Source organism: Nocardia sp. NPDC046473 (assembly GCF_040645995.1).
Lineage (GTDB): Bacteria > Actinomycetota > Actinomycetes > Mycobacteriales > Mycobacteriaceae > Nocardia.
Genome location: NZ_JBEYZJ010000008.1, coordinates 378,687 through 400,694, shown reverse-complemented (window position 1 = coordinate 400,694; position 22,008 = coordinate 378,687). Strand labels below are relative to the sequence as shown.

Genomic DNA, 22,008 nt, shown 5'->3' with positions numbered 1-22,008 from the left:
GGCAAACTCCCTCGCTTATCACCTTTGCCGGGCGGTACCGATCTACAGCTGGCCGAAAGAATTCGTTTTCGCCGATACCGACCCTCGGCACGTGCATCGCCGGATAGCACCGCAACGCGCCCTACTGACCCCGACTCAGTTCCCCCCGAATCACCGTGCGCGACAAGCCCGCCCGCAGCCCGCGGCCGCACGGATCGATGCCGCAGCCAGTGCACCAGCTGGTCACACCGACAAGTGGGCGCTTGACCATAACTAGGTGCACGGTTGCGGAACCCACCGCCGGTCGACGGCCGCAGACGTCGGACCCCCCGAAACATGCTGTCGCACACCCGATCAGGATGTAGCAGGCTGCATAACTGCGGCTGTACTAGTGCGTAAATGACTGGTCAAAGTGGTAACTATCCCCCGATCCCGCGTTGAGCGAGCCCGCCGCCCCCTATGCTCATCGCTGGCAGCACATGGTTCAGGAGGGCTTGTCCATGGCGCAGACACAGATCAGATATGGCGTGCTCGGCTCGTTCACGGCATGGTGGGATGACCGTGAAATCGAGCTCGGGCCTGCGAAGCAGCAGGCCGTCCTTGCGGCATTACTGCTAGAAATGAACCGTCCAGTATCGGTGAACGCGATCATCGATGGCGTATGGGGTGAACACCCACCGAGTGACGCGCGCAACGGAGTACAGACTTACGTCAGCCGCCTGCGCCGAGCCTTGGCACCGCGCCGCCGGGTCACCGAACCCGCACTGGTGCGGGCGGATACGGGCTACGTGCTGCACGGCGACCCGTCGCTGTCCGACCACGTCGCGTTCGACCGGCTCATCACGACCGCCGAACGATGCCGCCGCGACGCCGACCTCGCCGCCGCGGCCACCCATACCGACGCGGCGCTGGCGCTATGGCGCGGTGAACCATTCAGCGGTCTGGCGGGTCCGATCATCGAGGCCGAACGCCGGCGCCTGCAGGAGCGATACCTGGCCGCGCTCGAGCACCGCGCCGGGATCAAGCTGGCCCGCGGCCAGCACGCCGAGGCCGTCGCCGAGCTCGCGCCGCTGGTCAGCTCCTACCCACTGCAGGAACGGTTTCGGACGCTGCTCATGCTCGGGCTGTACCACTGCGGCCGGCAAGCCGAGGCGTTGATGGTCTTCCAGGACGCGCAGCGGCGGCTCGCCGACGAGCTCGGGATCGAGCCGGGGCGCGAACTTCGCGAACTGCACCGGCGGATCCTGCGCGACGAGATCGAGCCGCCGGTCGAGGCGCCTCAAACACAGACCGGTCGGAATGAATCTGATTACAGCGGAGTAGATTTCACCGATCTCGACCAGAAGTCGCCGTGGCCGACCGCCAACGTGGCTGCGGAAATAGCTCCGACGCTCGGTGCCGCCGTCGGCAGAACGGAGTCTCGTCCCGAGAGCCGAAACCAATTGCCCGGTGATATCGCGGATTTCACCGGTCGGACGACCGAAATGGCTCGGCTGCTCACCGACATACCGCCGGAGGAGGCCCGGCCGACAGTTTTCATCCAGGCCATCGACGGCATGGCCGGTGTAGGCAAGACGACGCTGGCGATTCATGCCGCCCATCAACTCAGCAGCCAGTTTCCCGACGCCCAGCTGTATCTCGACCTGCATGGGCATGCCGCCGAGAGCGCGCCCATAGATCCGATGGTGGCGCTGGATCGATTATTGCGCGCGGTAGGGGTTCCGAGCGAGTCGATACCGCCAGACCTGGACGCCCGAGCGGCGTTGTGGCGCACCGAAATCGCTGCGCTGTCGGCGCTACTGGTCTTGGACAATGTCGCCGACGCCGCGCAGATTCGGCCGCTACTCCCCGGTACGCCGAGCTGTCTGGTGCTGATCACGAGCCGGCGTCGGCTGGTCGATCTGGAAGCCGCCAAATCCCTGTCGCTGGATGTTCTTTCGCCCGAAGACGCGACGGCATTGTTCGCCACCATCGTCCAAGACGATCGCGTGTCGGCGGAGCCCGATGCGGTGGCCGAGACCGTTCGGTTGTGCGGCTATCTGCCGCTGGCAATCCGCATCGCGGCCGGTCGGCTCCGTGCGCGGCCGGTGTGGCCGATCGATCGGTTAGCGGAGCGGCTTCGACATCCGAGCAATCGCCTCGAGCACCTGTCCGCGGGGTCGCGCAGCGTCGCTGCCGCGCTTACCGCCAGCTTTCAAGACCTGCCCGCCGAGCAACAGCGGGCTTTCGGTCTGCTCGGTCTGCACCCCGGTCGCGACTTCGATACCTACGCCACCGCCGCACTGGCCGATATCGGGATCGATGCCGCCGAGCAGATTCTGGAGGCGCTGGTCGATGTGCATCTGCTCGAACAGGTTGTCTCCGAGCGCTATCGGTTCCACAATCTGGTGCGCGATTACGCCGCGACTCTGGTCGAGCCGTCCGACCTGGACCGCGCTGCGGCGCTGACGCGACTGTTCGACTACTACCGGTATGCCGCATGGGCGGTCGGCAGCAAGATCCTGCCCGATCGGATCAGTCGTATCGTCGACCTGCCCAGGCCGGTGATGCCGATGCCCGCGCTGGCCAGTCATCAGGAATGCGTGGCCTGGTTGCACAGCGAGCGGCTCAACCTGCTCGCCATCGCGCGCGAGGCGACCAGGGGCCGCTGGTCGGACTACACGGGGCTGTTCTCCGAGATTCTGTGGTGGCCTTATGTGACCGGGCTGCGCTGCTCCGACGACGCCATCACCTTGCACTTCGACGCGGTCGAAAGTGCCCGCACCAGCGGTGAACAGGCGGAAGAGTGCCGGTTGCTGGTCAATCTCGGCTACACCCTGTGGCGGATGCGGCACTGTCGGCAGGCGCTCGTGGTGCTCGACGATGCGGTGCGGCTGGCCCATGGCATGGGTGACAATGCCAGTGCCGCAAGGGCTATGCACCACAGCGGGCTGGTCTACTTCCGGCTGGCTCGGTATCGGGATGCCCTGATGGGTTACCACCAGGCGCTGTCGTTGTCGCGTTCGTCCGGTGACAGGTTCATGGAAGGCTACGCGCTACAGGGCTTGGGACAGGTCCATGAGCGGATGGGTCTCTACGACGACGCGTTCGACTATCTGCGGCAGGCGGTCCGCCTCGCCGACGAGACCGGCGATCCCTACCTGCGTTCCTGTGCGTTGATGCGGATCAGCGACACCGACATGCGGGTCGGCCGATATGACGACGCGCTCGTGCACCTGGAGGACGCGCGCAAGTCGCTGACACCGATGCCGTCGAATACGTTGTTCCACAACTACTTTTCGATTCGACTCGGCAATGTCTATTGCGCGGTGAAGCAGTACGACGCGGCGCTCGACAGCCTGCGGACGGCCTTGGCGCGGGCCGAGCGGAACAACGATCTGATCCTCAAGTGCTGCACGCACCTCGGTATCGGCGATGTCCATCGTCGACAGGGTCAGTATCGAGAAGCACTCAGCCACTACGAGCGGGCGCTGCACATCGCCTACGCGTCCGGTTCACCGTATGAAGAGGTGCTGGCCTTCGATGCCATCGCGACGGTCAACTACTGCTCGGCGCACTTCTCCGTGGCCAGGCAACGCTGGAAAGCGGCACTGAAGATCGCGGCCGGCCTGGGTATTCCGGAAACCCAGCGCATCGCCAATCACGTCTCCAGCATCGACTCGACGTTCCTCGCGGTCACCGCAACGCGCGCCGCGGAACTACGCTCGGCCGAATTCCGCCGCGCCGCCGACCTGATCCGCGGCGGTATCTCGCCCGCGCAACGCGCGTCGGCCATGGCCGCCATGGCGGATCCAAAGGTGCACTGACAGCGCGGCCAGGTAGGCGCCGACCGCATTCAACAGCACGTCGTCGACCGATGAGTGGCGGCCGATGGCGAGGGCGAACTGCAGCGTCTCCACCACGATCGACGCGCCCGCTGCCGTCAACAGGATGCGGTACGGGCGGGCGAACCACGGTAGGCGCAGCGGTAGCAGGAAGCCGAGTGCGGCGAAGACCAGCAGATTGCCGCCGAACTGTTCGATCACCCGGTCGTCGGTCAGTTGCTCGGCCAGGTCACGTAGCGGTACGAGATTCAGTGAACGTCCAGTTCCCTTGGGCGTGAGGATCATCCACAGCCACGGAGCGGTACCCAGCACCATCCCGACCTCACACAGCGCGGCCCGCCTGCCGCGCCACCGACCGAGCCACCATGCCGCCACACCGGCTACCGGTATGGCGGCTATTGAGGCGAGAATTACCCCGCCCCACGATTCCCACGTCCCGTTCACTCGGCCAGTCTCACCCAGATCACTTGCGCCTCGGGCCAGCTACACAAACCCTGCACACAATCCGCACCCTTACCGCTTGATTGGGCGCAGGCCGATCAAGGTGTGGGGGGTGGCGTAGGTGTAGCGGCCGTTGTGATGGGCGGTCAGCTGGCCGGCGCCGGTGAGGGCGTCCGGGTTCTTGTTCACCGCGCGGAATGGGATGTCCCATGTCGTGGTGCCGGATTTCGGGTCGATGGCCCACAGTCCGGTGGAGTCGGACTGGATGACCACCTGTCCGTCCCATGCGTTGATCGTGCCCCAACGTTGGGTCTGGATCTGCCACAGCCGACGGCCGGTTCGCATGTCCAGCCCAGTCATGGTGTGTGCGTCGCTATCTCGGAGTATCGCGGCGTCACCGACGATCGCGGTGGCGGTGCCGATCGTGGCATTGCCGTTGTCACTGTTCGTGTTGCTGAGCTTGGTGATGAGATCGGGGCTGGTCCAAACGAGGTTTCCGGTGCGGCGGTCATGCGCGCCGTCTGCGAGCAGGACGGGAATGGTGTCGTCGGTGGGCTGGTCGAGCGAAAGGTAGTGGGCGGCTTCGTTATTGCTGCTGGCGATGACCTGCCCGGTGCGGTCGAGGACCGTGCTACCGGTGATGTGGTGCGCGGCGCAGTCGGAGTCGGTGCGCACGACCAACGCCGTGCTTGTCGCAGCGGTGCGGGAGCACCCGCTCAGGTTTGAGGTCCAGGTGGGTTCGCCGGTGCCGAGGTCGAATCCGGCGACCTGGCCGCCGAGGGTGAGCAGGCCCTGTCCGTGCGACACGTCCAGCAGGTCAGGGTCGATGTCGTCCCAGGTGGTGCCCATGGCGAACGGGCGGGACCAGTTCGCATCGAGGTCGGCGAGTGTGCCGGAATGCACACGCACGTCGTCGGACTCGACATCACCTTCGGCGACGTACACGCGATCGGCTGTCGTCGCGAGCGCGAAAACATTCCAATCCGTGGGGGTTCGGGTGACCTTTCCGCTGGCGATGTCGTAGCCGATCACAGCGGCTTGTGCGGACGGTGTGGTGAAGCAGATGAGACGGCCGTCGACCGGAGTGCGCCCACAACCAGCGAGGTCGGCGGCCGGCGTCTGCCAGCGCACCGTGCCGGTCGCGGCATCGATGCCGACCATCTTCGGATCCTGCAGGTGCATGCCACCATTCGAGGTAGCGATCACGGTGACGAGGGTGTCGCCCGCGTCCAGGAATCCCGGGCTGCTCATGTCGTATTCGGTTCCGCCCGTGGGATCACGGAACTCTGCCTTCGCGCCGCCGTGGGTGGCGGCGGCGTCGACCGACCACGCGAGACCCGGCGCCGCCGCCGCGGTTCCGGTGATCTTCTTTGTGCTGTCGGCAGGCTGCATCAGGACGACAACAGCTCCGGCACTGGTTATTACGGCAGCCGCCGCGGCGATGATCAGACCACGCAAACCTGGAATTCGCGCCATCACCGCACCTCCAGACCCGGGTTCACGGCGATCGACTCCAGTTGCTCGAATGACAACGGATCAGCGGGCTCTACGGCGGTGGAGCGCACCTCGACCCGGGTGCCCGACTTGCGGGTAGTCGTGACGGTGCGGATCGTCTCCGAAACAGGTTGCGCGTCCGGTTGATTCGGAGTCTTCATGTTCCGCGACTCCCGATTCTCGACGACTGTACCGTCCGGCAATTGCCGAGAGGTGACGCGGTCACCACCGAACTCCGACGCCTTCATGGGTTGCTCCGGCGGACGCTGTCCCACAGTGATTGCGACGCTCAGCCGCGACTGCCGCCCCGGCGTAGTTATCCGAACGACCTGGCACACCCCGCTCGCCATGTTTGCCGGTCGTAGTTGCCCCAGCGGCCGATCGAGAGTCAGGCCGTCGAGCGGGATCTGCGCCAGCACGGCATTCAAGCGGCGCGCGGCGTCTTCGTCGATCTTGCCGGCGTCTTTGTCTTTTGTGCCGCCGATCTCCGGCCAGGTGCCGCAGGATTCCGGCACGTCCGGCGTACCCGATGGCACCGATGCGGTGACGCGGAGCCCCGGGGCGGTGGCGATGGCGGCGAGCTCATCGACGGTCAGCGGCACCGTGCCGGAATGGCTGCTGCCATTTTGGCCGGCGTCGGTGGCGTAGGTGGTGACGACCGTGCCGTCAATCAGATACGCGTCAGCGGAGCGGGTGCGGGTGCGAACCTTGCCCACCTGGTACCAGGTGTCGTGCACATCGACCGTCGTGCCGTCGGCGAGATGCCTGCGTTCATCCAGATCGCCTGCGACACAGTGCGGAATAGGCGCGGCAGACTTCCGGACCGACACGATCAGGTCACCCGTTTTACCACCGCGGAGCAGTCCGCTGCTCGCCGTGGTCCAGCCGCCGAAGTCGGGATGCTCACCCGACCCGGTGTCCGGATCGACGATGGGCCGGAAGAACAACGACTGTTCGAGAGAGGCGAACGGGAGATCGACACCGTCCGGCAGCGCATCCTGCAGTGCCCGCGACATCGCGACCGCCTTCGGACCGGAGAACCACGGATACGCGGGGTTGTCGTAGCCGAACTTGTCGATCGCGGCGTAGCCCGTCGACTTACCGTCGCCCGGCGGATCGACCACATCGCAACCCGGTATATCCACCGGAAACACCACGGACGGTCTGACATACGTGCGGTCCACCTCGGGCGCGGGCTTGGTCACAGGCACCGGCGCGGTCGTCAACTCCGGCTCCGGCTTGTGCAACAACCCGCTGACGATCACGCCGCAGGCGACGATCGCCACGCAGGTCAGCGCCATCGTCCACCCGGTCATCGTCCGCGACGGCTCTTTCGCCTCGCGATCCTCGCCGCTTTCCATCTGCTACATCGCCCCTACCTGTCGAGATCCACCGAACGCGGAACACATCCAGACGCGCCCCAGCCGAGTCGCCGGTCGTCGTGCAAGATAGCCCACAGGGGTGACACCACATCCTGAGGACTACCTTTCTGGCACGCAGACGACCGCCGAATCCAGAAGAACGTGCAGGTCAGATGTTTGGCAGTGGCATTTGGCAGATCAGCCGTCGAGAAAACTCAGCAACTCCGCAGTCACGAACTGTGGGTTCTCCTCGACCAGCCAGTGGCCTGCGTGCGGAACGTCCACAGCGCGAACGATGTTGATCATGCGGGCCGCTGCGGTGGATTTGATCGGGTCGAGTTGGCCCTGAGCGGTCATGAGCAAGGTGGGGACGCTGGTCGGGGGTGCTGCCACGGTGTCGCGGACGTCCTTGTCGAGGGCGCGGTAGAGCTCGAAGCCGTCGGACAGCGTTTCCGGGCGACTGTAAGTTCTTGCGTACTCGGCGATTTCGGCATCGGTGAACGGGGATCGGTCCGAGGTGCCGCCGAAAGCTGTTCCGCCGAAGGAGACCTGGGGGTAGAACAGGGAAAGGTATTCACGGACATCGTCGCCGACCACGGCCTCGGGGACTCGGCGTTGCGAGTGGAAGGCGATGTGCCAGCTGAGGGTTCGATACGTGGCGGCGTCGATCGCCGGGCCGGGTAACGGTAGGTCCAGGTAACCGAGGCGGGTGGTGTCGGCGGGGAACTGGGTGGCGTATTGATAGGCCACTGCGGCGCCGAAGTCGTGGCCGATGACGCGAGCGTCACGGATGCCGAGCTGATCGGCGATCAGGGTGTGCACGTATCGGGCCAGCGTGGCTTTGTCGTAGCCGGTCGGCGCACCGGTGCTGTCGCCGAGGCCGGGGAGGTCGATCGCGTAGACGGTGTGATGTTCGGCGAGGGCGGGCATGATCGGCCACCAGCCGAACCAGGTCTGCGGCCAGCCGTGGATCAGTACCACCGGGGTTCCGGTGCCGCCGGTTACGTAGTGCATGCGAACGCCGTCGACATCGGCGAACTCGTGCCGGAAGGTCTTCTCGAACTGCGGGTCATTCTGGGTGGCTAGGGCGTAGGCGGGAACGTCGGCGGCCGATGTGGCGCAAGCCGCGCTACCGATGGTGAGCAGGAGTGCGAGCGCGATGGTCGCCACCGCCCGCACGGATCGAAGGGAGCCGCGCGCTGACGGCTGTTGTGCGGTGATCATGTAATGCCTTCTTGGAGAGAGTGTTTGGGGTCAGCGGCCGGTTGCGCCGTCGATGAGTTCGCGGAGAATGTCGGCGTGGCCCGCGTGGCGGCCCGTCTCTTCGATCATGTGGACGAGCGCCCAGCGGACACTGGGAGCGGGACGGTCCGGCCGCGGCCTCGGGACCGGTGCGCCGAGGTCGGCGCAGGTGTCGAGGACTTTGTTCGCACGCTCGACCGTCTCTCGGTATCGGGCAACAACATCGACCACGCCGTCCTCCGGCGCGGCCCGGAACGTCGCCTGCCAGTCGGTCACCTTGTCCCCCAGGAACGTTGCGCGCTCGACGAAGGTCAGGTGCTCGAGCAGGCCGAGCAGGTTCGTACCCGACGGCACCGCGGCCGTTCGAACCTGCGGTTCGGGGGCGCCGTCGACCTTCGCGGCGATCGAGGTGCGCAGATAGTCGAGGAATCCGCGCAGAATCGCGGTCTCGCTACTTCCGGTTCGGGGCGGCGGTGCGTCGCCGCGACGGTTACGGCGAAAGGTGGTCGGCATGAGCCCAGCTTCGCCAGCATCACCGCCGTTTGGCACGCAAACTTGCGGTTCCGGCAAGATGGACTCGTGGACCGCGAAACCGAAGACGTACTCGATGTGGTCGGCCCGCGCCTGCGCGCGCTGCGCCGCGACCGCGGCATCACCCTCGCTGACCTCGCGGCGACGACCGGGGTATCGGAAAGCACGCTGTCCCGGCTGGAAAGCGGACAGCGCCGCGCGACCTTGGAGTTGCTGCTACCGCTGGCGCGCACCTACGACGTCCCGTTGGACGACCTCGTCGGCGCCCCGCGCACCGGCGATCCCAGAATCCACCTGAAGCCGATCCACCGCCACGGCATGACCTTCATCCCGCTGTCCAGGCGACCGGGCGGCACCCAAGCGTTCAAGATGCTCATTCCCGCACAACCGAAACCGCTCGAGCCAACGCTGCAGACCCACGAAGGTTTCGAGTGGCTGTACGTGCTCAACGGCCGCCTCCGCCTCGTGGTCGGCGACCGCGATCTGACGTTGCCACCCGGCGAAGCAGCCGAATTCGACACATCCTTACCGCACTTTCTGGGCACCGCCGACGGCGGCGTAGTCGAGCTCCTCATCCTGTTCGGCCTGCAAGGGGTCCGTTCCCACGTACGCCCCGCAACCAAGTCCTGAACTGCTGATCGAGGACGGCCCGTCGGGCGGTTTCTGCCCATGACCGCCACGGCCAGGAAACCAGCGAACTCGTAGCCGCTCACTAGCTTCGATTTTATAAGTACGATAGCGTAGTTACGGTCACGTATCTAGTTGTGCTCACCCGGAGACATGGAGGTCGCAGTGGGGAATCAACCGTCGGACGCCTCGCCCTGCGTCGTCGTCGGCGCCGGCCCAGTCGGCCTGATCGCCGCACTCGCATTGGCCCGGCGTGGGCTGAAAGTCGTTGTCGTGGAGGCCGAACCGCAGGATCGGGTGCGGCCGGGCAGTCGCGCGATCGCCTTGATGTTCCCAACGCTGCGGCGCCTGAACGGGATTCGACCAGGGCTCGGTCAGCAGATCATCGATGCCGGTGTGCTGCCGACCGGCTACGAGGCCTACTACGGCGGCCGTCGGGTGTTCAATCAGCAGCTCGCGCCGATTCGCAAGGTGCTACCACACCTCGCGAGCAGCCTGCCGCAGCGGGAGACCGAAAAGATCGTTTTCGCCGAATGCCTCGCGCACGGCGTCGAATTCCGGTGGGACGCAGCGGTGCAGCACCTCGAAACGACCCGTGACGGCGCGACGATCACGCTGACCGACGGTATGCAACTCACCGCTTCCTACGTGATCGGCGCGGACGGCGCACGTTCGGTGACCCGCAAGGCGATCGGCGTCAGCATGGCGGGTGTCACCGACCAGACACCATTCATCATCGTCGACGTCGACGCACACCCCGACGGCACCACACCGATGAACGGTTACTTCCACTACAACGACCCCGCGCTCGACGGACGCAACGTCATGCACATGCCGTTCGCCGGTGGCATGCGTATCGACCTGCAGTGCCTGCCCGACGACGACGTGGACTACCTAGCCAGCCCCGAAGGTGTGCGAGAGTGGGTCTCGCGAGTGGTCGATCCCTGGTACGGCGATCACATCCAATGGATCTCGACCTACCGCTTCCACCAGGTCGTCGCCGATTCCTACACCGACACCCATCGCCGCGTCCTGCTCGCCGGGGAAGCGGCACACCTGTTCTCCCCCTGGGGTGGCCGCGGCCTGAACTCCGGCGTCTTCGACGCCACCGACGCGGCCACCGCGATCGCGCAAGCGACCGAGGCGGCCGACCCCGGCCGCCGTCGAAAGATCATCGAACGCGCGGCCGACCACAGCAGGCAATGGGGCATCCACAATCGCGACATCTCCGCCAAAGCCTTGCGCCAGATGCGCGGCACTGACCCGACAACCCAGGCCAAACGCGCTATCGCCGCAAAACTCGCCCCGGTCGTCTGGCCCGCAGGCGCCTGGCTCGCCAACGGTCCGCTCCAGGTCCCGGTCCCGCGCCGGGGAGCACGGGCCTACTACTGAGGATGGTCAGGTCGTGCGCAGCACGACCCGTCCTTCATCGCGCTCGCGTCGATCGGTGCGGCCAAGGTTCGATGAATGGTTACGGTTCGGTCAGCCCTTGGTGCGTGCTCCAGTGGTGGCGAGGATTGTTCCGGCGACTAGTCCGGGGTTGTCGATCATCGGCACGTGACCGACGCCGGGCAGGATCTGGAAGTGCGCCTGCGGAATTCGTTCGCGGGCGATCGCGCCGTTCACATCGACGGGGAGGATGGCGTCGTGCGCCGACCAGGCGAGCGTGATCGGGCAAGGCGGGTCGGGCAGGGGCGCCAGCTGTTCATGGTTGCCCAGCAGGTCGTCGATTACCGTGCAGCCCAGTAGGTCTCGTGCTGCGTCGAGCGCTTGCGCGGGCGAGAGTCGGTCGGCTCGGCGGGCGATGTCGCGCATACTCACCCGGCGAACGAGTCCCGAATGTAGTGCGAGAGATTGCATTCGACTGGTCAGGCGGGTTAGCGCGACCATGCGGCGGAGCTTCCGCACGCCGGCGGTCTGGCCGGTCGCGCCCGCCTCCCAGAACCCGGCGGGCGAGAGCGCGCACACGGTGTCCGCGCGACCTCGGCGGGCCAGTTCGATGGCCAGCCAGCCGCCCAGCGAGTTTCCGGCCAGGTGGGCTCGTTCGAGCCCGAGAGCGTCGAGCGCGCGTTCCGCGTCGTCGACCAGATCACTGACCTGGGCAGGACGCCGGGTGACCGGCGCGCCCCCTCGATGCCCGAGGGCGGTCAGGGTGACCACCGCGTGGTGCGGCTCCAGCAAGGGCGTCACGTCCTGCCATGCCCTCGCCGACATGGTGATGCCGTGCAGCAGCACGAGCGGCGGTCTATCGGAGATCATCAGCGGCCCTTGGCAATCCAGTCATCCAGCGTGCGTCTACGCAACCGGGCGACTTGCGCCGCCGCAATTACCCGCATCGTAGACAATAAATGTAACGGGTGCAACAAACGAGCCGAATATCGTTGCATTCATTCAGGGCCGATTACAGTGACCTGCATGAAGCAAAGCATCGGCGCCCTCGTCGCGGCCGGGATTCTCGGCGGCGCGGAGGAGCCCACCGACCGGACGGTGGCGAAGATTCTCGATGCGGTGGTCGTGGAAGCGGCCGCGAGCGGGGTCGCGCGGTTGAAGATCGATGCGATCGCGCGGCGGGCCGGGGTCAACCGGGTGACGGTGTATCGGCGCTTCGGCGATCTCGACGGACTGATCGAGGCGGCCACCATGCGCGAGGGAAAGCGGATGGCCGACACCGTCTTACGCGCCGTCGACGGCATCGACGATCCGGCGGAACGGCTGGTGGAAAGTTTCGTCGCCTGCCTGCGAATGGCTCGCGAGCACCCGGTCATCGCGCGCACCGCGGCACTGGAACCCGATCGGCTCATCGCCGCGGGCCTCGCCGACGACGCCGCACTGCTACGCCTCGGCAGCGCCGTCATCGCCGATCAGCTTCGGCAGGCCCAATCCGATGGACAGGCAACGCATTTGGATCCCGAGGAAACCGGCCAGACTATCGCGATGCTCTTCGCGGCTTGCGTATTGATGCCGACCGCGCAGGGCATCGATCTACGCACCGATGAGTCCGTCCGCGCCTACGCTCAACGCACCTTGGCACCCATGCTTTTCGGCCCCAAGAGCTAGGAGCCGCAGGCTGCCGCAGCACCAGCGGCGTCGAGATCGACGCGGACGGTGAGCAATTCACCACCGATGCCCAGGACACCGCCGCTGTTGATCCGAGGCAACTCGCGCAACCGTCACCGCGCGTCATCGGCGGGGACCAGCTGGGTGATGACAACGGAATCATCCCGGGCAGCGACCGTGACGACGTACCCTCAGCCCACGCGGTCGACCAGGTAGAGAAGATGCATGCCGTGCAGACCCTTCAATTCGACCTCGCGTTCAGCGACGACGACGATATCCGGCTCGTCGACGACCGCCTCGCGCACCGGCTCGCTGATGAGGATCTCGCCGCCGCTCGCTTGATCAGCGACTCGGGCCGCCATAGCCACGTTACGGCCGAACAGATCGTCGCCGCGACGGACCGACTTGCCCATGTGGATGCCGATCCGCACCCGAACATGCTCGCGGCCACTGAGTTTGGCGCCGTTACCGAGCGCGCCCTGGATGTCCAAGCCGCAGTGCACGGCCTGCTCGGGCTCGGCGAAGGCGATCATGAAGCCGTCGCCCTGACTCTTCACGATGTGTCCGTCGTGCTTGGTGACGCGGTGCCGGATCAGCCGGTCGTGGCGTTCGAGCAGCTTGACCCAGGACTGGTCGCCCAGCCGCTCGTTGAGGGCGGTGGATCCCTCGATATCGGAGAACATGAGGACGACATCGCCGTCCGGGGTCAGTCCGGCCAGGTCTGGTCGTTCCACCTGAGCCCAACCCGCCAGGTTTTCGATCGAGGTCAGCACCGCGCTGCGGAAACCTTTCTTGCGCAACAGGTTCGCCGTATCCCACACGGTCTTCACCGCCTCCCGGCCACTGATCATCAGGAGCTGCCGGTTGTCGACCTTGCGCTGGAGCTCGTCGAACTGGCGGCGACTGCGCGTCAGCAACACGAACAGCACGACCAGGCCGACGGCCTCCAACACGGCGAGCGCCGCGAGTACGAGCTCGATCATCATGGGCTCCGCCGTAGGTAGTGGTCGAGGTGCTATCGGATGGCGGGCAGGTCGCGCAGTTGCCGCCGGGAGGTGATGCCAAGTTTGCGGAAGATGTTGCGCAGGTGGGCATCTACGGTGCGTGGGCTGAGAAAGAGTTTGGCGGCAACCTCTTTGGAGGTGGCACCCTCGGCCACCAGGCGGGCGATGTGTACTTCTTGCACGGTGAGGGAATCGGAGACGTCGGCGGATCGACTGCGGGTCTGCTCCCCCGTGCCGCGCAGTTCGGCGGCCGCGCGCGCCGCGAACGCCTCCGCGCCGAGCGCCGACAGCTGCTCATGGGCGAGATGCAATTCTGCCCTGGCGTCGCGGCGGCGGCCCTGGCGACGGAGCCATTCGCCGTAAACCAGATGGGCACGCGCGGCCGCTATGGCCAGCGTCGTGGTTTCCAATAGTGCCACGGCTTGACGGTAGGTGTCCTCGTCGTCATCCACCAAAGCCCTTGCGTACATTTCGATTCCGCGTCCCCACGGTTGCCCGCCCGCACCGGCCCGCTCGGCCAAGGACGCGAGCGCGGCGCGCGCGGTTTCCGGTTGATGGCAGCGCACCGCCGCCTCGACCAGTTCCGGCAGTGCCTGGCCTGCCATCCCGAGATCGCCGGTCGCGACGGCTCGCGCCGCGGCCCGCAATGCCGCGGGATAGTCGGCGAGGCCGTTGTTGAGGACTGCGGTGGCGTATTGCACGCTGAGGGTCATGTGCGGTCCGACACCGCCGAACAGCTCCTCGGCCTCACCCCGCCTGCCGCGAAATCCCGCGAGGTGAATGCGCGGGTAGACGAGCGGGGCGGCGCCGGTGGCCTCCGCGATCGCCTCTTCCTCGGAGATCATCGCGGTCGCGGCGCCGAAGTCGCCGGCGTGCACGGCAACGGTGGCGAGCATGGCCAGCCCGATCGGCAACATATGAAAGGAGCCGAGCTCGCGGCCGGACGCCGTGACCCGGGTGCCGATGCCGACCATGGCGTCGGCGTCCCACAGTTCCACAGCGAGCAGGAAGCCCAGGGTCGGCCACCGGGTCCACACCTCGTCGGCCCCGCCGGCGACCACCGGACGCAACAGCTTCGCGGCCGCCGCATGGCCCTCGACGAACAGGGCGACCACGCCGTCCAGGAAGATGTCCGCGCTGGTGTGCGGTTCCGGGTTGGCCGGCGCGGTGCGCGCGGCGGCGATCACCGCGTCGAGGCCGCCGGTGAGCGTGGCCATCTCGAGGGCGTCCACGTAGTACTCGCGTGCGCGGGCCGGCTGGTGTTCGATCAGTCGCGCGGCGGCACGCAGCAGATGGTCGGTCGGCCGGTCGCCACCGCGGAAGCGGGCGAAGGAGATTCGGGCGCGCAGCAGGTCCACGCGCGGATCGTCGGAGTCGAGGGTGGAGAGCAACTCGGCGGCCACGCCGAAGTCGCCGACCGACAGCTTGGCCTCGACCGCGGCCAGCACCCGCTCGGACCGCATGCCGGGGTCGAGCGTCAGCGCGGCCGCGCGTTCCAGGAACGCGGCCGCGGCAGCCTCGCCACCGCGTGCCCGTGCGCGAGTCGCCGACTGGGTCAACGCGACGGCCACCTCTTCATCCGGGCCGACACTGGCCAGTGCGCGATGCCAGGCGACCCGGTCCGGGTCGGCGACCGGGTCGCTCACCTGGGCGAGCGCGCCGTGCGCCCTGCGCCGCTCGGCGGCGCTAGCGGCCTGGTAGACCGCCGAACGGGCCAGCGGATGGATGAAACGAACCCGGGTGCCGAACTCGACCATCGGCACCTCGTCGGCCGCCGCGTCCGCGACACCCAAGAGTTTCGCCGCGGGCCACAGCAGGGCCGGATCGCCGACCGGCTCCGCGGCGGCCACGGTCAGCAGCAGTCGCGTCTTGGGTGGCAGTACCTCGAGGCGGGCGCGGAAGCTTCGCTCCGCGGCGCGGGGTGCGGGCAGGTCGAAACCGCCCGCCATGCCTGCCAGTCCCGCGGACCTCGGCAGTTCCACCAGGGCCAGCGGGTTGCCGCGCGATTCGGCCAGGATGCGGTCGCGCACGCGCACGTCCAGCGAGGCGGGAATCTCACGGACCAGCACCGCACGCGCTTCGGATTCGCTCAAACGCTCGACGTCCACCCGCGGCAGTTGATCCAGTCCGGGCACGCTTTCGCGCGCGGCGAAGACCATCGCCACCCGCTCGGCGCCTATCCGGCGGGCCACGAAGGCCAAGGCGCGGGCCGAGGCATGGTCCAGCCATTGCGCGTCATCGATGAGGCAGAGCAGGGGTCGATCGTGTTCGAGCAGCAGGCCGAGGGCGGCCGCACCGGCCAGGAACGGGTCAGGGGTGCCGGTCTCCATGCCGAACGCGATCCGCAGTGCCGTGCGGTGCGGCGCAGGTAGCGCATCGAGGTGGTCGAGCAGCGGAGCGCACAGTTGGTGCAGGGCCGAATACGGCAGCTCCATCTCGAACTCGGCACCCGTGGCTCGCATGATCAGGAAGCCGGAGGAGGCCTTGGCCAGGTGCTCCAGCAGGGCACTCTTGCCGATGCCCGCCTCGCCCAGCAGGATCACGGCACCGCCACGGGACTCTCGCGCCTCATGCAGCAACGCGAGCAGTCGCGCTGTCTCCTCGGATCGCCCGACCAGATAACTCACGACCGTGCCTCGCTGACGCTCGACGCTGTCGTGCTGTGCCCTTGGTTCACTCGCTGAAGCTCGCTCACGTACTCGATCTCGGTGCGGACAACGCCATCTCGCCGCACGCTAGGTAGGTATTCAGATAGGTAGGTATTACCGACGCGAGCCAGTGCCTGCCCTCGCGAGACTTACTGGCATGGGAACACGATCACAGCCGTACATTACCGGCCACTATGCACCGACGGCGGACGAGCTGCACCGCATTCGAGCCGACCGTGCACGGCACGCTGCCGCCGGAACTGAAAGGGCGTTACTTCCGTAACGGGCACAATCCCAAACCCGGTGCGACGCCGACACATTGGCTCCCCGGCGCGGCCGTCTTCGTGCCCGCAAATCCGAAACCCGCACCAACGCAACAGGAAAGGCTCGTCATGGAGCAGCACAGCACAACCATCGACACCACCGGCCAGGCCGCGTTCCGGCGCCTGCTCGACAGCTGGTTGACCACCTGGAACGGCGACTACTCGCTCGCCGACGCCATCATCTCCCCCGACTTCCAGGTGCATGCCGCACCGATCGGCGGCGGTGATCGCCCGATCGAGGGGTCGGACGGGTTGGTCGAGTGGATCGCGCAGACCCGAGCCGCCTTCACCGAACTGGTGTTCACCGTGGAGGTCGGGCCCATCGAGGATCGCGACCATCTCGCGCTCCGCTGGATCGCCGTCGGCACCTACGGCGGCGGGTTCCCCGGCGCGACCGCGCCCGCGGGTACCGCGATCCGATTCACCGGCACCGACATCCTGCGGATCGAAAAGGACAAGATCGCCGAGTACTGGGTGAACTCGGACGTGCATGTGCTGCTGGCCACACTCGGCGTTCAAGCCTGAGATAGGGAGAGGATCATGTCCGCTGGAACCCTGCTACGTAACCGCGCAGACCACGCTCGTTACCCCGCCGTTCGGTCGGTCATCATCGCCGCGTGGGCGGTGCCGGTCTTGATCGTCGGCCAATTCGCCATGGTGGCTGTCGTCCCGGTCACAGTCGTGCTGATCGGCACGCTGCGCGACGTCCGGCTCCGCTCGCTACGCCCGTGGGCTGGCGCGCTCGCCGCGGCTTACGCTGTGCCCCTTGGTATCTGGATACTCCGACCCGACCGTGCGCAGAGTCTGTCGAAGGACATGCACCCGGCCCTCGCTGGCGTGATCGTCGCCGCGGGGCTCGCTGTCGCCGGTGTCTACCATCTGCGACGGCGGCGCTGAGCACTGATGGCAAGTCGTTGGCCACCGGGTGCTCACCGGTGGTTTAACGGTATGGCCGGAATCCGCTGTACGGTCGGGCATGACCTCCGAAGTGATCGCGAAGGCGAATTACCCAGGCGGAACTGCTGTTGCCCGGCGGACGACCGCGGACCGAGTGCGGGCGTGGATCGTGCTGCTGTTGTCTGCGATACCGTCCGCGGCGTCGATAACGGTGTTGCTCTACGGACTCGGCCGCGCGCTCGGCGTCGGTGCGCCCGGCGCGCTGCCGGTGGCCTGGTTTCTGGTGTGTATCTGCTGGTGTGTGGTGTGTTTCCGGGCGTCGGGACGGCGATGGTTGTTGCGCGTATTCCGGCTGCGGCCGCCGACCTCCGATGAACAGCCCCTGCTGACCGCCGCATGGGAGAAGGTTGCGCATAAGGCGGGCGTGTCCGCTGCGGCCTACATGCTGTGGATGCAGGAGGCGGATCGGCAGTTCGCGGTGCCGGACCGGATGATCACCACGACTCCGGAATGGGTGCAGCGACTCCAGCCGCGGGAGTTGGAAGCTGTGCTCGCCCATCAGCTCGCGCAACGAGTACAGGGGCGAGCAACGTTCTCGCAGTTAGTGTTTCGGCACTACAACCTGCCCGTAGTGTGGATCGAGCGGGCGCTGCTTTCGGGGTTGGGGCTGACTGCGGTCGGCGACGCGATCGCGCGACGGCTACCCGCGCGGAGTTCCCGCGCTTTCGCCATCGGCTGGACGGTGCTCAGCCGGGGCCTCGTCGCATGCCCGGCGGTCGCGGCCGCCACCGTGATCATCGGCCTCGCGCCCGCACTGCTGCTGCGGTTGATGCCCGAGCTCGCGGCACTCGCGGTCCGGCCGATCATAGCCCGGAGCACGTACCGGACCGATCGAATCGTGGTCGATCTCGGCTACGGGCCCGAGCTCGGCAGCGTCCTGCAGAACGTCGACGTGCCACATCCCGTGCAGACGCCACTCACGCCGCTGACAGTTTCACTGTTCGCGCCGAAAATTGCCCCCGACAAAAGAATTCGGCGAATTCGCGATCGACTCGACGAACTGGCGCGACGATGGAACCCGCCGACGTCGTAGCCTGCCGTCAGACCTGTTCGCCCTGTTCCCGCCGCCGGTCCAAGTCACTCTGCCGAGCGGCTTCCTGGCGGCGGGCTTCGGCCCGCTGCTGTTCGGCCCGCTCACGCAGGCCGCGCAGGAATGCCGCGTCGGCCTCCGGATCCTGGGCGACATAACGGCCTGGCCGGTCGTACTCGGCATAACTGGTCGTCGACCGCGGACCGGTCTCATTGATCGGGCGACCCGCAAAGAGCCAGAGCAGCGCGCCGATAGTCGGCACCAAGATCACAACAATCAGCCACCCCATCTTCGGCAGATGGCGAATGCCCACGTCAGGGCAGGTGATGATGTCGATCAAACAGTAAACCCACAGCGCAAGGGTCAACAAACCCACCACCGCGTAAGGCATCGATTTCTCCTCGTACGCCGGCCAGCCAACAACCTGTTCGTGTGGCGATTCGCGACGAATCTCCCCCAACCGGCCCGGACAGCCCCTGCCCGCAACTGGCACTTCCTGAATTATTCGAACGACCCCGATCAACCCCCGCGGCCGCGCCACCGCACACCCTATCCGACCCCCGAACTTTCGCACCCCGAGTGCGATGCGCATCTCACCCTGCCCCGCACCGACCGCCCTAGACGGTGCGCGGATCCGGGCGTTCCCCCATCCCTCCCCGAATTCCTACGAGACCGCGGAGTCTCAATAGAGGTACAGCACCGCGTCATTACCTCCGCCGCAGGTGACCAAGCCTGCGTTGGCAGTGCAGGTCATGACGTAGGTGAGCCTGGTGACAGGGCTGACCGCGACGACCGGGCGGGGCTGCGGCGCTGGTGGACCACTAGCCGCGTAGGCACGACGGACCTCCTCGGCGAACGCGCAGGAAGTGACAGTGTTGCCCACGGCGGAGGCGGTCAACGCGCCCGTTTGGCCGTACTTCGGCACGCACGGCGTTGCGCTGGGCGGCAGGACCGGCACCGCAGCAGGGACCGCGGGAAATACCGCGGTGCTGACTTGCATGGATCCGGAGACCGATTCAGCGCTCGTCGTCGAGGCGACCTCGCTGGACTTGGACTGCGAGATGGCCAGCCATGCGACGACCCCACCGAGGCCGAGCAGGACCACCACCAACAGGGTGACCGCCACCGGGAAGACGCTCGACCGACTCGCCGGTGGCGGAAAAGGCACGCCCTGGTAGGGAACATCCCTATAGGGGACGCCATCCGACGCAGGTAATTGGCCTGCGCGAGAAGCGATATCAGTGACTGACCCGTAGCCACTGATCGGCCGGACCACAGTCGCCTCGTACGCCAACGCCTGCCCGACCGTGGTCGGTGGTATCGCGCGGTTGACGATCGCGGTCGCGTCGGCACGCTGTGGCGACGACAATGCCGCACGAGCCGCGCGGGCGAGATCTCCGGCGGTCGGATACCGATCCTTCGGGACTTTCGCCATGCCGCGAGCGATCACGGCGTCGAATCCCACCGGAATATCGGGACGTATTGCGCTGGGCCGTGGCGGCGGAGATGTCAAGTGCGCCTTGATCAGTTGGCTGACGCTGCGCGCCGGGAAGGGGCGTTCGCCGGTCAAGATTTCGTCGAGAACGCAAGCAAGCGAGTACACGTCGGCACGATTGGTGGCCAGTACATCATCCAACCGCTCCGGCGCCATATATCCATACGAGCCGATCGCCGAACCCAACTCGGTGAGGGCCGGATCCGCACCGGAGTAGGCGATACCGAAATCCACCAGATAAGCGAAATCGTCGCGAGTCACCAGAATGTTCTCCGGTTTGACGTCGCGATGAATCAGGGTGTCGGCGTGCGCAGCGTCCAATGCGGCGGCGATCTGTTCGATGAGTGCGACAGCACGGGCCGGTGCGATCGGCCCGTAGCCTGCTACCAGCGACCGCAGGTTGTGGCCCCGCACGAGCCGCATGTCGATGTAGAGCTCACCGTCGATCTCGCCCCAGTCGTGGACCGGGACGATGTGCGGCTCCCGCAGTCGCGCGGCCGCACGCGATTCGCGCCGGAACCGCTCCATATAGATGGGGTCCTTCGCCAGCGACTCGTGCAGGATCTTCACCGCAACGGTGCGATCCTTGGCAATGTCGTAGGCCTCGTAGACCTCACCCATGCCACCTTCCCCGAGCAGTGCGCGTAGCTGATAGTGACCGAATTGCGTGCCGACTCGTGTGCCGGTTATCAACTCCTGACCCATAGCGGGCCTCTTTCGGATGATAGGTAGAAGCGGAGGTAATCAGGACCAGCCAATTCTGAAATGTGACCGGTACCAGCCCATCCAGGATGTCAGATACAAACTCTCCCACCTGGAGACGCGACACACAGTCGCCTGAACGATTGACAGCAAAAGCAACTGCTGCCGTTTCGATCTCGCGTCGCCGAATATCTCCGACACTATTCGTTGCGTTACACACGCGCAGTGACCGGGTGAGTGCGTTGGGCCGAAGAACAGCCGGACGCGCAGTACGGGCTCCGAGTCGTGTTGACAGCGGCCGAAACCTGCGCGAGCAGCTCGTCCATCGGATGGCCGTCGAAGCGCAGCAGCCCGGCCTTACGCAGTGTGCCGACCGGATCCGCAGCCGCTGGGAGATTCATGAACCGCGTACTGACCTATCGCACCGGCAGTGGATGCGTCGTGGTGCGCACGGCGAGCCAGGCCTCGGCCCAAAGTGCAACAGGCAGTGCAGGTGTGGGACCTATTCGCGATAGCGCTCGCTGCGGTCACGCGGAGCCGGACCGGCAATCAACCCAGCAAACACGCCGTGCGCGTCGGCGTTACGGGAACTGCGAGGTCGTGATCACGCCTTCGACGCCCGCGGGTTGGGCTGTGCGGGTAGGCAACACGGGGGTTGCGGTGTCGCTGTAACGACGCTTGACCATCGCCGCGGCCTGCTCCGGGGTTTCCGGGCGCCACGGTCGGGTCGACAGCTTTTCCAGCACGCAGATCAGCAGCATCTGCCTGGTGCGGGTAACCGGGTGGCAGTTCATGCCCGACTGGCCGAAGCCCTCGCCCGCCGGTGCGCGGTCCTCCACCGGCACGGTTTCGGTGAGGAGCCAATACAGTTCCGGCCCGAGCAGCACGGATTCGCCGTTGCTGTCGTTGAACCAGCGGACCGAGTACTCGATCAGCAGTTCCGCGATCGGCCCGCTCTGGCGCAGCGCGTCGACGAAACGCGGCAGTCCCCCGCTACCTTCGGTGTTGCGCTGGATGAGGGTCGCGATTCGGTCCGCGACCTCACGTAGCTGTGTGATGTCCTGGTCCGGCCACTGCGGCAACGTCATCAATTCTCCTAACACATGCGATGGCGGTTTTCGCCGGCTCTGCCCGTTCCCCGTCACCCGGCAAGAATTCAGCACCATTCGCCAGTTGTCAATGGCGCATCAATAGCCGAATGGTATTACCAAACCGTCCGTCCACCTCATTGCCAAATTACGCCGAAACCGCTTGCACAACAACTCGCTTCATCTTTGTGCACCTACGAAACAC

The 22,008-nt window shown here is 66.4% G+C and carries 19 protein-coding genes and 1 pseudogene; 7 read left to right on the top strand and 13 right to left on the bottom strand.

Annotated elements, in window-relative coordinates; genetic code table 11:
• The first annotated feature begins 479 nt into the window (after window positions 1-479).
• Window positions 480-3,785 carry a BTAD domain-containing putative transcriptional regulator gene (locus ABZ942_RS29520; RefSeq protein WP_357387592.1) on the top strand — a complete coding sequence of 1,102 codons (3,306 nt, stop codon included), beginning with the start codon at window positions 480-482 and terminating at the stop codon, window positions 3,783-3,785.
• On the opposite strand, the gene ABZ942_RS29515 is transcribed toward ABZ942_RS29520, so the two are convergent.
• From ABZ942_RS29515 to ABZ942_RS29495, 5 genes are all read right to left on the bottom strand, one after another.
• On the bottom strand, window positions 3,678-4,247 hold the full coding sequence (locus ABZ942_RS29515) for a VanZ family protein (protein WP_357387590.1): 570 nt from the start codon (window positions 4,245-4,247) through the stop codon (window positions 3,678-3,680). The genes ABZ942_RS29520 and ABZ942_RS29515 overlap by 108 nt on opposite strands.
• A gap of 69 nt (window positions 4,248-4,316) precedes the next feature.
• Complete coding sequence (locus tag ABZ942_RS29510; protein WP_357387588.1) at window positions 4,317-5,720, bottom strand: PQQ-binding-like beta-propeller repeat protein; 1,404 nt, start codon at window positions 5,718-5,720, stop codon at window positions 4,317-4,319.
• On the bottom strand, window positions 5,720-7,099 hold the full coding sequence (locus tag ABZ942_RS29505) for a hypothetical protein (RefSeq protein WP_357387586.1): 1,380 nt from the start codon (window positions 7,097-7,099) through the stop codon (window positions 5,720-5,722). Before ABZ942_RS29505 ends, ABZ942_RS29510 begins: the two co-directional genes overlap by 1 nt.
• Before the next feature lie 198 nt (window positions 7,100-7,297).
• The gene (locus tag ABZ942_RS29500) at window positions 7,298-8,323 is read right to left on the bottom strand and encodes an alpha/beta hydrolase (protein WP_357387584.1); all 1,026 of its coding nucleotides are present in this window, start codon (window positions 8,321-8,323) and stop codon (window positions 7,298-7,300) included.
• Window positions 8,324-8,353: 30 nt separating this feature from the next.
• A complete protein-coding gene (locus tag ABZ942_RS29495; protein ID WP_357387582.1) occupies window positions 8,354-8,854 on the bottom strand; it encodes a DinB family protein in 501 nt (166 codons plus the stop codon).
• 66 nt (window positions 8,855-8,920) lie between these two features.
• On the opposite strand from ABZ942_RS29495, the gene ABZ942_RS29490 reads away from it, so the two are divergent.
• Window positions 8,921-9,502: an XRE family transcriptional regulator gene (locus ABZ942_RS29490; protein ID WP_357387580.1), complete on the top strand. Its 582-nt coding sequence runs from the start codon at window positions 8,921-8,923 to the stop codon at window positions 9,500-9,502.
• Window positions 9,503-9,664: 162 nt separating this feature from the next.
• On the top strand, window positions 9,665-10,891 hold the full coding sequence (locus ABZ942_RS29485; protein WP_357387578.1) for an FAD-dependent oxidoreductase: 1,227 nt from the start codon (window positions 9,665-9,667) through the stop codon (window positions 10,889-10,891).
• A 90-nt stretch (window positions 10,892-10,981) separates the two neighbouring features.
• Here the strand turns inward: ABZ942_RS29485 and ABZ942_RS29480 are convergent, their stop codons facing one another.
• Window positions 10,982-11,758, bottom strand: coding sequence for an alpha/beta hydrolase (locus ABZ942_RS29480; protein ID WP_357387576.1), 777 nt, complete (start codon window positions 11,756-11,758; stop codon window positions 10,982-10,984).
• Between the two features lie 156 nt (window positions 11,759-11,914).
• Between ABZ942_RS29480 and ABZ942_RS29475 the strand changes: the two genes are divergently transcribed.
• Window positions 11,915-12,556: a TetR/AcrR family transcriptional regulator gene (locus ABZ942_RS29475; protein WP_357387574.1), complete on the top strand. Its 642-nt coding sequence runs from the start codon at window positions 11,915-11,917 to the stop codon at window positions 12,554-12,556.
• On the opposite strand, the pseudogene ABZ942_RS29470 reads toward ABZ942_RS29475, so the two are convergent.
• From ABZ942_RS29470 to ABZ942_RS29460, 3 genes and pseudogenes are all read right to left on the bottom strand, one after another.
• Window positions 12,553-12,696 (bottom strand): annotated as a pseudogene (locus ABZ942_RS29470) (hypothetical protein); the annotation flags it as partial. The gene ABZ942_RS29475 and the pseudogene ABZ942_RS29470 sit on opposite strands and share 4 nt — an antisense overlap.
• Window positions 12,697-12,747: 51 nt before the next feature.
• The gene (locus tag ABZ942_RS29465; protein ID WP_357387572.1) at window positions 12,748-13,542 is read right to left on the bottom strand and encodes an adenylate/guanylate cyclase domain-containing protein; all 795 of its coding nucleotides are present in this window, start codon (window positions 13,540-13,542) and stop codon (window positions 12,748-12,750) included.
• A 29-nt stretch (window positions 13,543-13,571) separates the two neighbouring features.
• Complete coding sequence (locus tag ABZ942_RS29460) at window positions 13,572-16,187, bottom strand: AAA family ATPase (protein ID WP_357387570.1); 2,616 nt, start codon at window positions 16,185-16,187, stop codon at window positions 13,572-13,574.
• A 215-nt stretch (window positions 16,188-16,402) separates the two neighbouring features.
• On the opposite strand from ABZ942_RS29460, the gene ABZ942_RS29455 reads away from it, so the two are divergent.
• From ABZ942_RS29455 to ABZ942_RS29445, 3 genes are all read left to right on the top strand, one after another.
• Window positions 16,403-17,056 carry an ester cyclase gene (locus tag ABZ942_RS29455; RefSeq protein WP_357387568.1) on the top strand — a complete coding sequence of 218 codons (654 nt, stop codon included), beginning with the start codon at window positions 16,403-16,405 and terminating at the stop codon, window positions 17,054-17,056.
• A 15-nt stretch (window positions 17,057-17,071) separates the two neighbouring features.
• Window positions 17,072-17,428 (top strand): hypothetical protein, encoded by a 357-nt coding sequence (locus ABZ942_RS29450; protein ID WP_357387566.1) that lies wholly within the window; start codon window positions 17,072-17,074, stop codon window positions 17,426-17,428.
• A 79-nt stretch (window positions 17,429-17,507) separates the two neighbouring features.
• Complete coding sequence (locus ABZ942_RS29445; protein WP_357387564.1) at window positions 17,508-18,521, top strand: hypothetical protein; 1,014 nt, start codon at window positions 17,508-17,510, stop codon at window positions 18,519-18,521.
• 7 nt (window positions 18,522-18,528) lie between these two features.
• On the opposite strand, the gene ABZ942_RS29440 is transcribed toward ABZ942_RS29445, so the two are convergent.
• The 4 genes from ABZ942_RS29440 to ABZ942_RS29425 all read right to left on the bottom strand — a co-directional run bounded on the left by ABZ942_RS29440 (window position 18,529) and on the right by ABZ942_RS29425 (window position 21,803).
• Window positions 18,529-18,909, bottom strand: a complete 381-nt coding sequence (locus ABZ942_RS29440) for a PLD nuclease N-terminal domain-containing protein (protein ID WP_357387562.1) — start codon at window positions 18,907-18,909, stop codon at window positions 18,529-18,531.
• A gap of 291 nt (window positions 18,910-19,200) precedes the next feature.
• Window positions 19,201-20,718, bottom strand: coding sequence for a serine/threonine-protein kinase (locus ABZ942_RS29435; protein WP_357387560.1), 1,518 nt, complete (start codon window positions 20,716-20,718; stop codon window positions 19,201-19,203).
• 209 nt (window positions 20,719-20,927) lie between these two features.
• Entirely contained in the window at window positions 20,928-21,116 is a 189-nt protein-coding gene (locus tag ABZ942_RS29430; RefSeq protein WP_357387557.1) for a hypothetical protein, read from the bottom strand.
• 180 nt (window positions 21,117-21,296) lie between these two features.
• On the bottom strand, window positions 21,297-21,803 hold the full coding sequence (locus ABZ942_RS29425) for a hypothetical protein (protein ID WP_357387555.1): 507 nt from the start codon (window positions 21,801-21,803) through the stop codon (window positions 21,297-21,299).
• Window positions 21,804-22,008 lie beyond the last annotated feature (205 nt).

What these genes read in the sequence shown, in the direction of transcription:
- ABZ942_RS29425 (WP_357387555.1), bottom strand. Translation starts at nt 21,803, where the DNA reads ATGACGTTGCCGCAGTGGCCGGACCAGGACATCACACAGCTACGTGAG.
- ABZ942_RS29500 (WP_357387584.1), bottom strand. Translation starts at nt 8,323, where the DNA reads ATGATCACCGCACAACAGCCGTCAGCGCGCGGCTCCCTTCGATCCGTG.
- ABZ942_RS29465 (WP_357387572.1), bottom strand. Translation starts at nt 13,542, where the DNA reads ATGATGATCGAGCTCGTACTCGCGGCGCTCGCCGTGTTGGAGGCCGTC.
- ABZ942_RS29430 (WP_357387557.1), bottom strand. Translation starts at nt 21,116, where the DNA reads ATGAATCTCCCAGCGGCTGCGGATCCGGTCGGCACACTGCGTAAGGCC.
- ABZ942_RS29520 (WP_357387592.1), top strand. Translation starts at nt 480, where the DNA reads ATGGCGCAGACACAGATCAGATATGGCGTGCTCGGCTCGTTCACGGCA.
- ABZ942_RS29445 (WP_357387564.1), top strand. Translation starts at nt 17,508, where the DNA reads ATGACCTCCGAAGTGATCGCGAAGGCGAATTACCCAGGCGGAACTGCT.
- ABZ942_RS29510 (WP_357387588.1), bottom strand. Translation starts at nt 5,720, where the DNA reads ATGGCGCGAATTCCAGGTTTGCGTGGTCTGATCATCGCCGCGGCGGCT.
- ABZ942_RS29505 (WP_357387586.1), bottom strand. Translation starts at nt 7,099, where the DNA reads ATGGAAAGCGGCGAGGATCGCGAGGCGAAAGAGCCGTCGCGGACGATG.
- ABZ942_RS29480 (WP_357387576.1), bottom strand. Translation starts at nt 11,758, where the DNA reads ATGATCTCCGATAGACCGCCGCTCGTGCTGCTGCACGGCATCACCATG.
- ABZ942_RS29475 (WP_357387574.1), top strand. Translation starts at nt 11,915, where the DNA reads ATGAAGCAAAGCATCGGCGCCCTCGTCGCGGCCGGGATTCTCGGCGGC.
- ABZ942_RS29440 (WP_357387562.1), bottom strand. Translation starts at nt 18,909, where the DNA reads ATGCCTTACGCGGTGGTGGGTTTGTTGACCCTTGCGCTGTGGGTTTAC.
- ABZ942_RS29435 (WP_357387560.1), bottom strand. Translation starts at nt 20,718, where the DNA reads ATGGGTCAGGAGTTGATAACCGGCACACGAGTCGGCACGCAATTCGGT.
- ABZ942_RS29450 (WP_357387566.1), top strand. Translation starts at nt 17,072, where the DNA reads ATGTCCGCTGGAACCCTGCTACGTAACCGCGCAGACCACGCTCGTTAC.
- ABZ942_RS29495 (WP_357387582.1), bottom strand. Translation starts at nt 8,854, where the DNA reads ATGCCGACCACCTTTCGCCGTAACCGTCGCGGCGACGCACCGCCGCCC.
- ABZ942_RS29455 (WP_357387568.1), top strand. Translation starts at nt 16,403, where the DNA reads ATGCACCGACGGCGGACGAGCTGCACCGCATTCGAGCCGACCGTGCAC.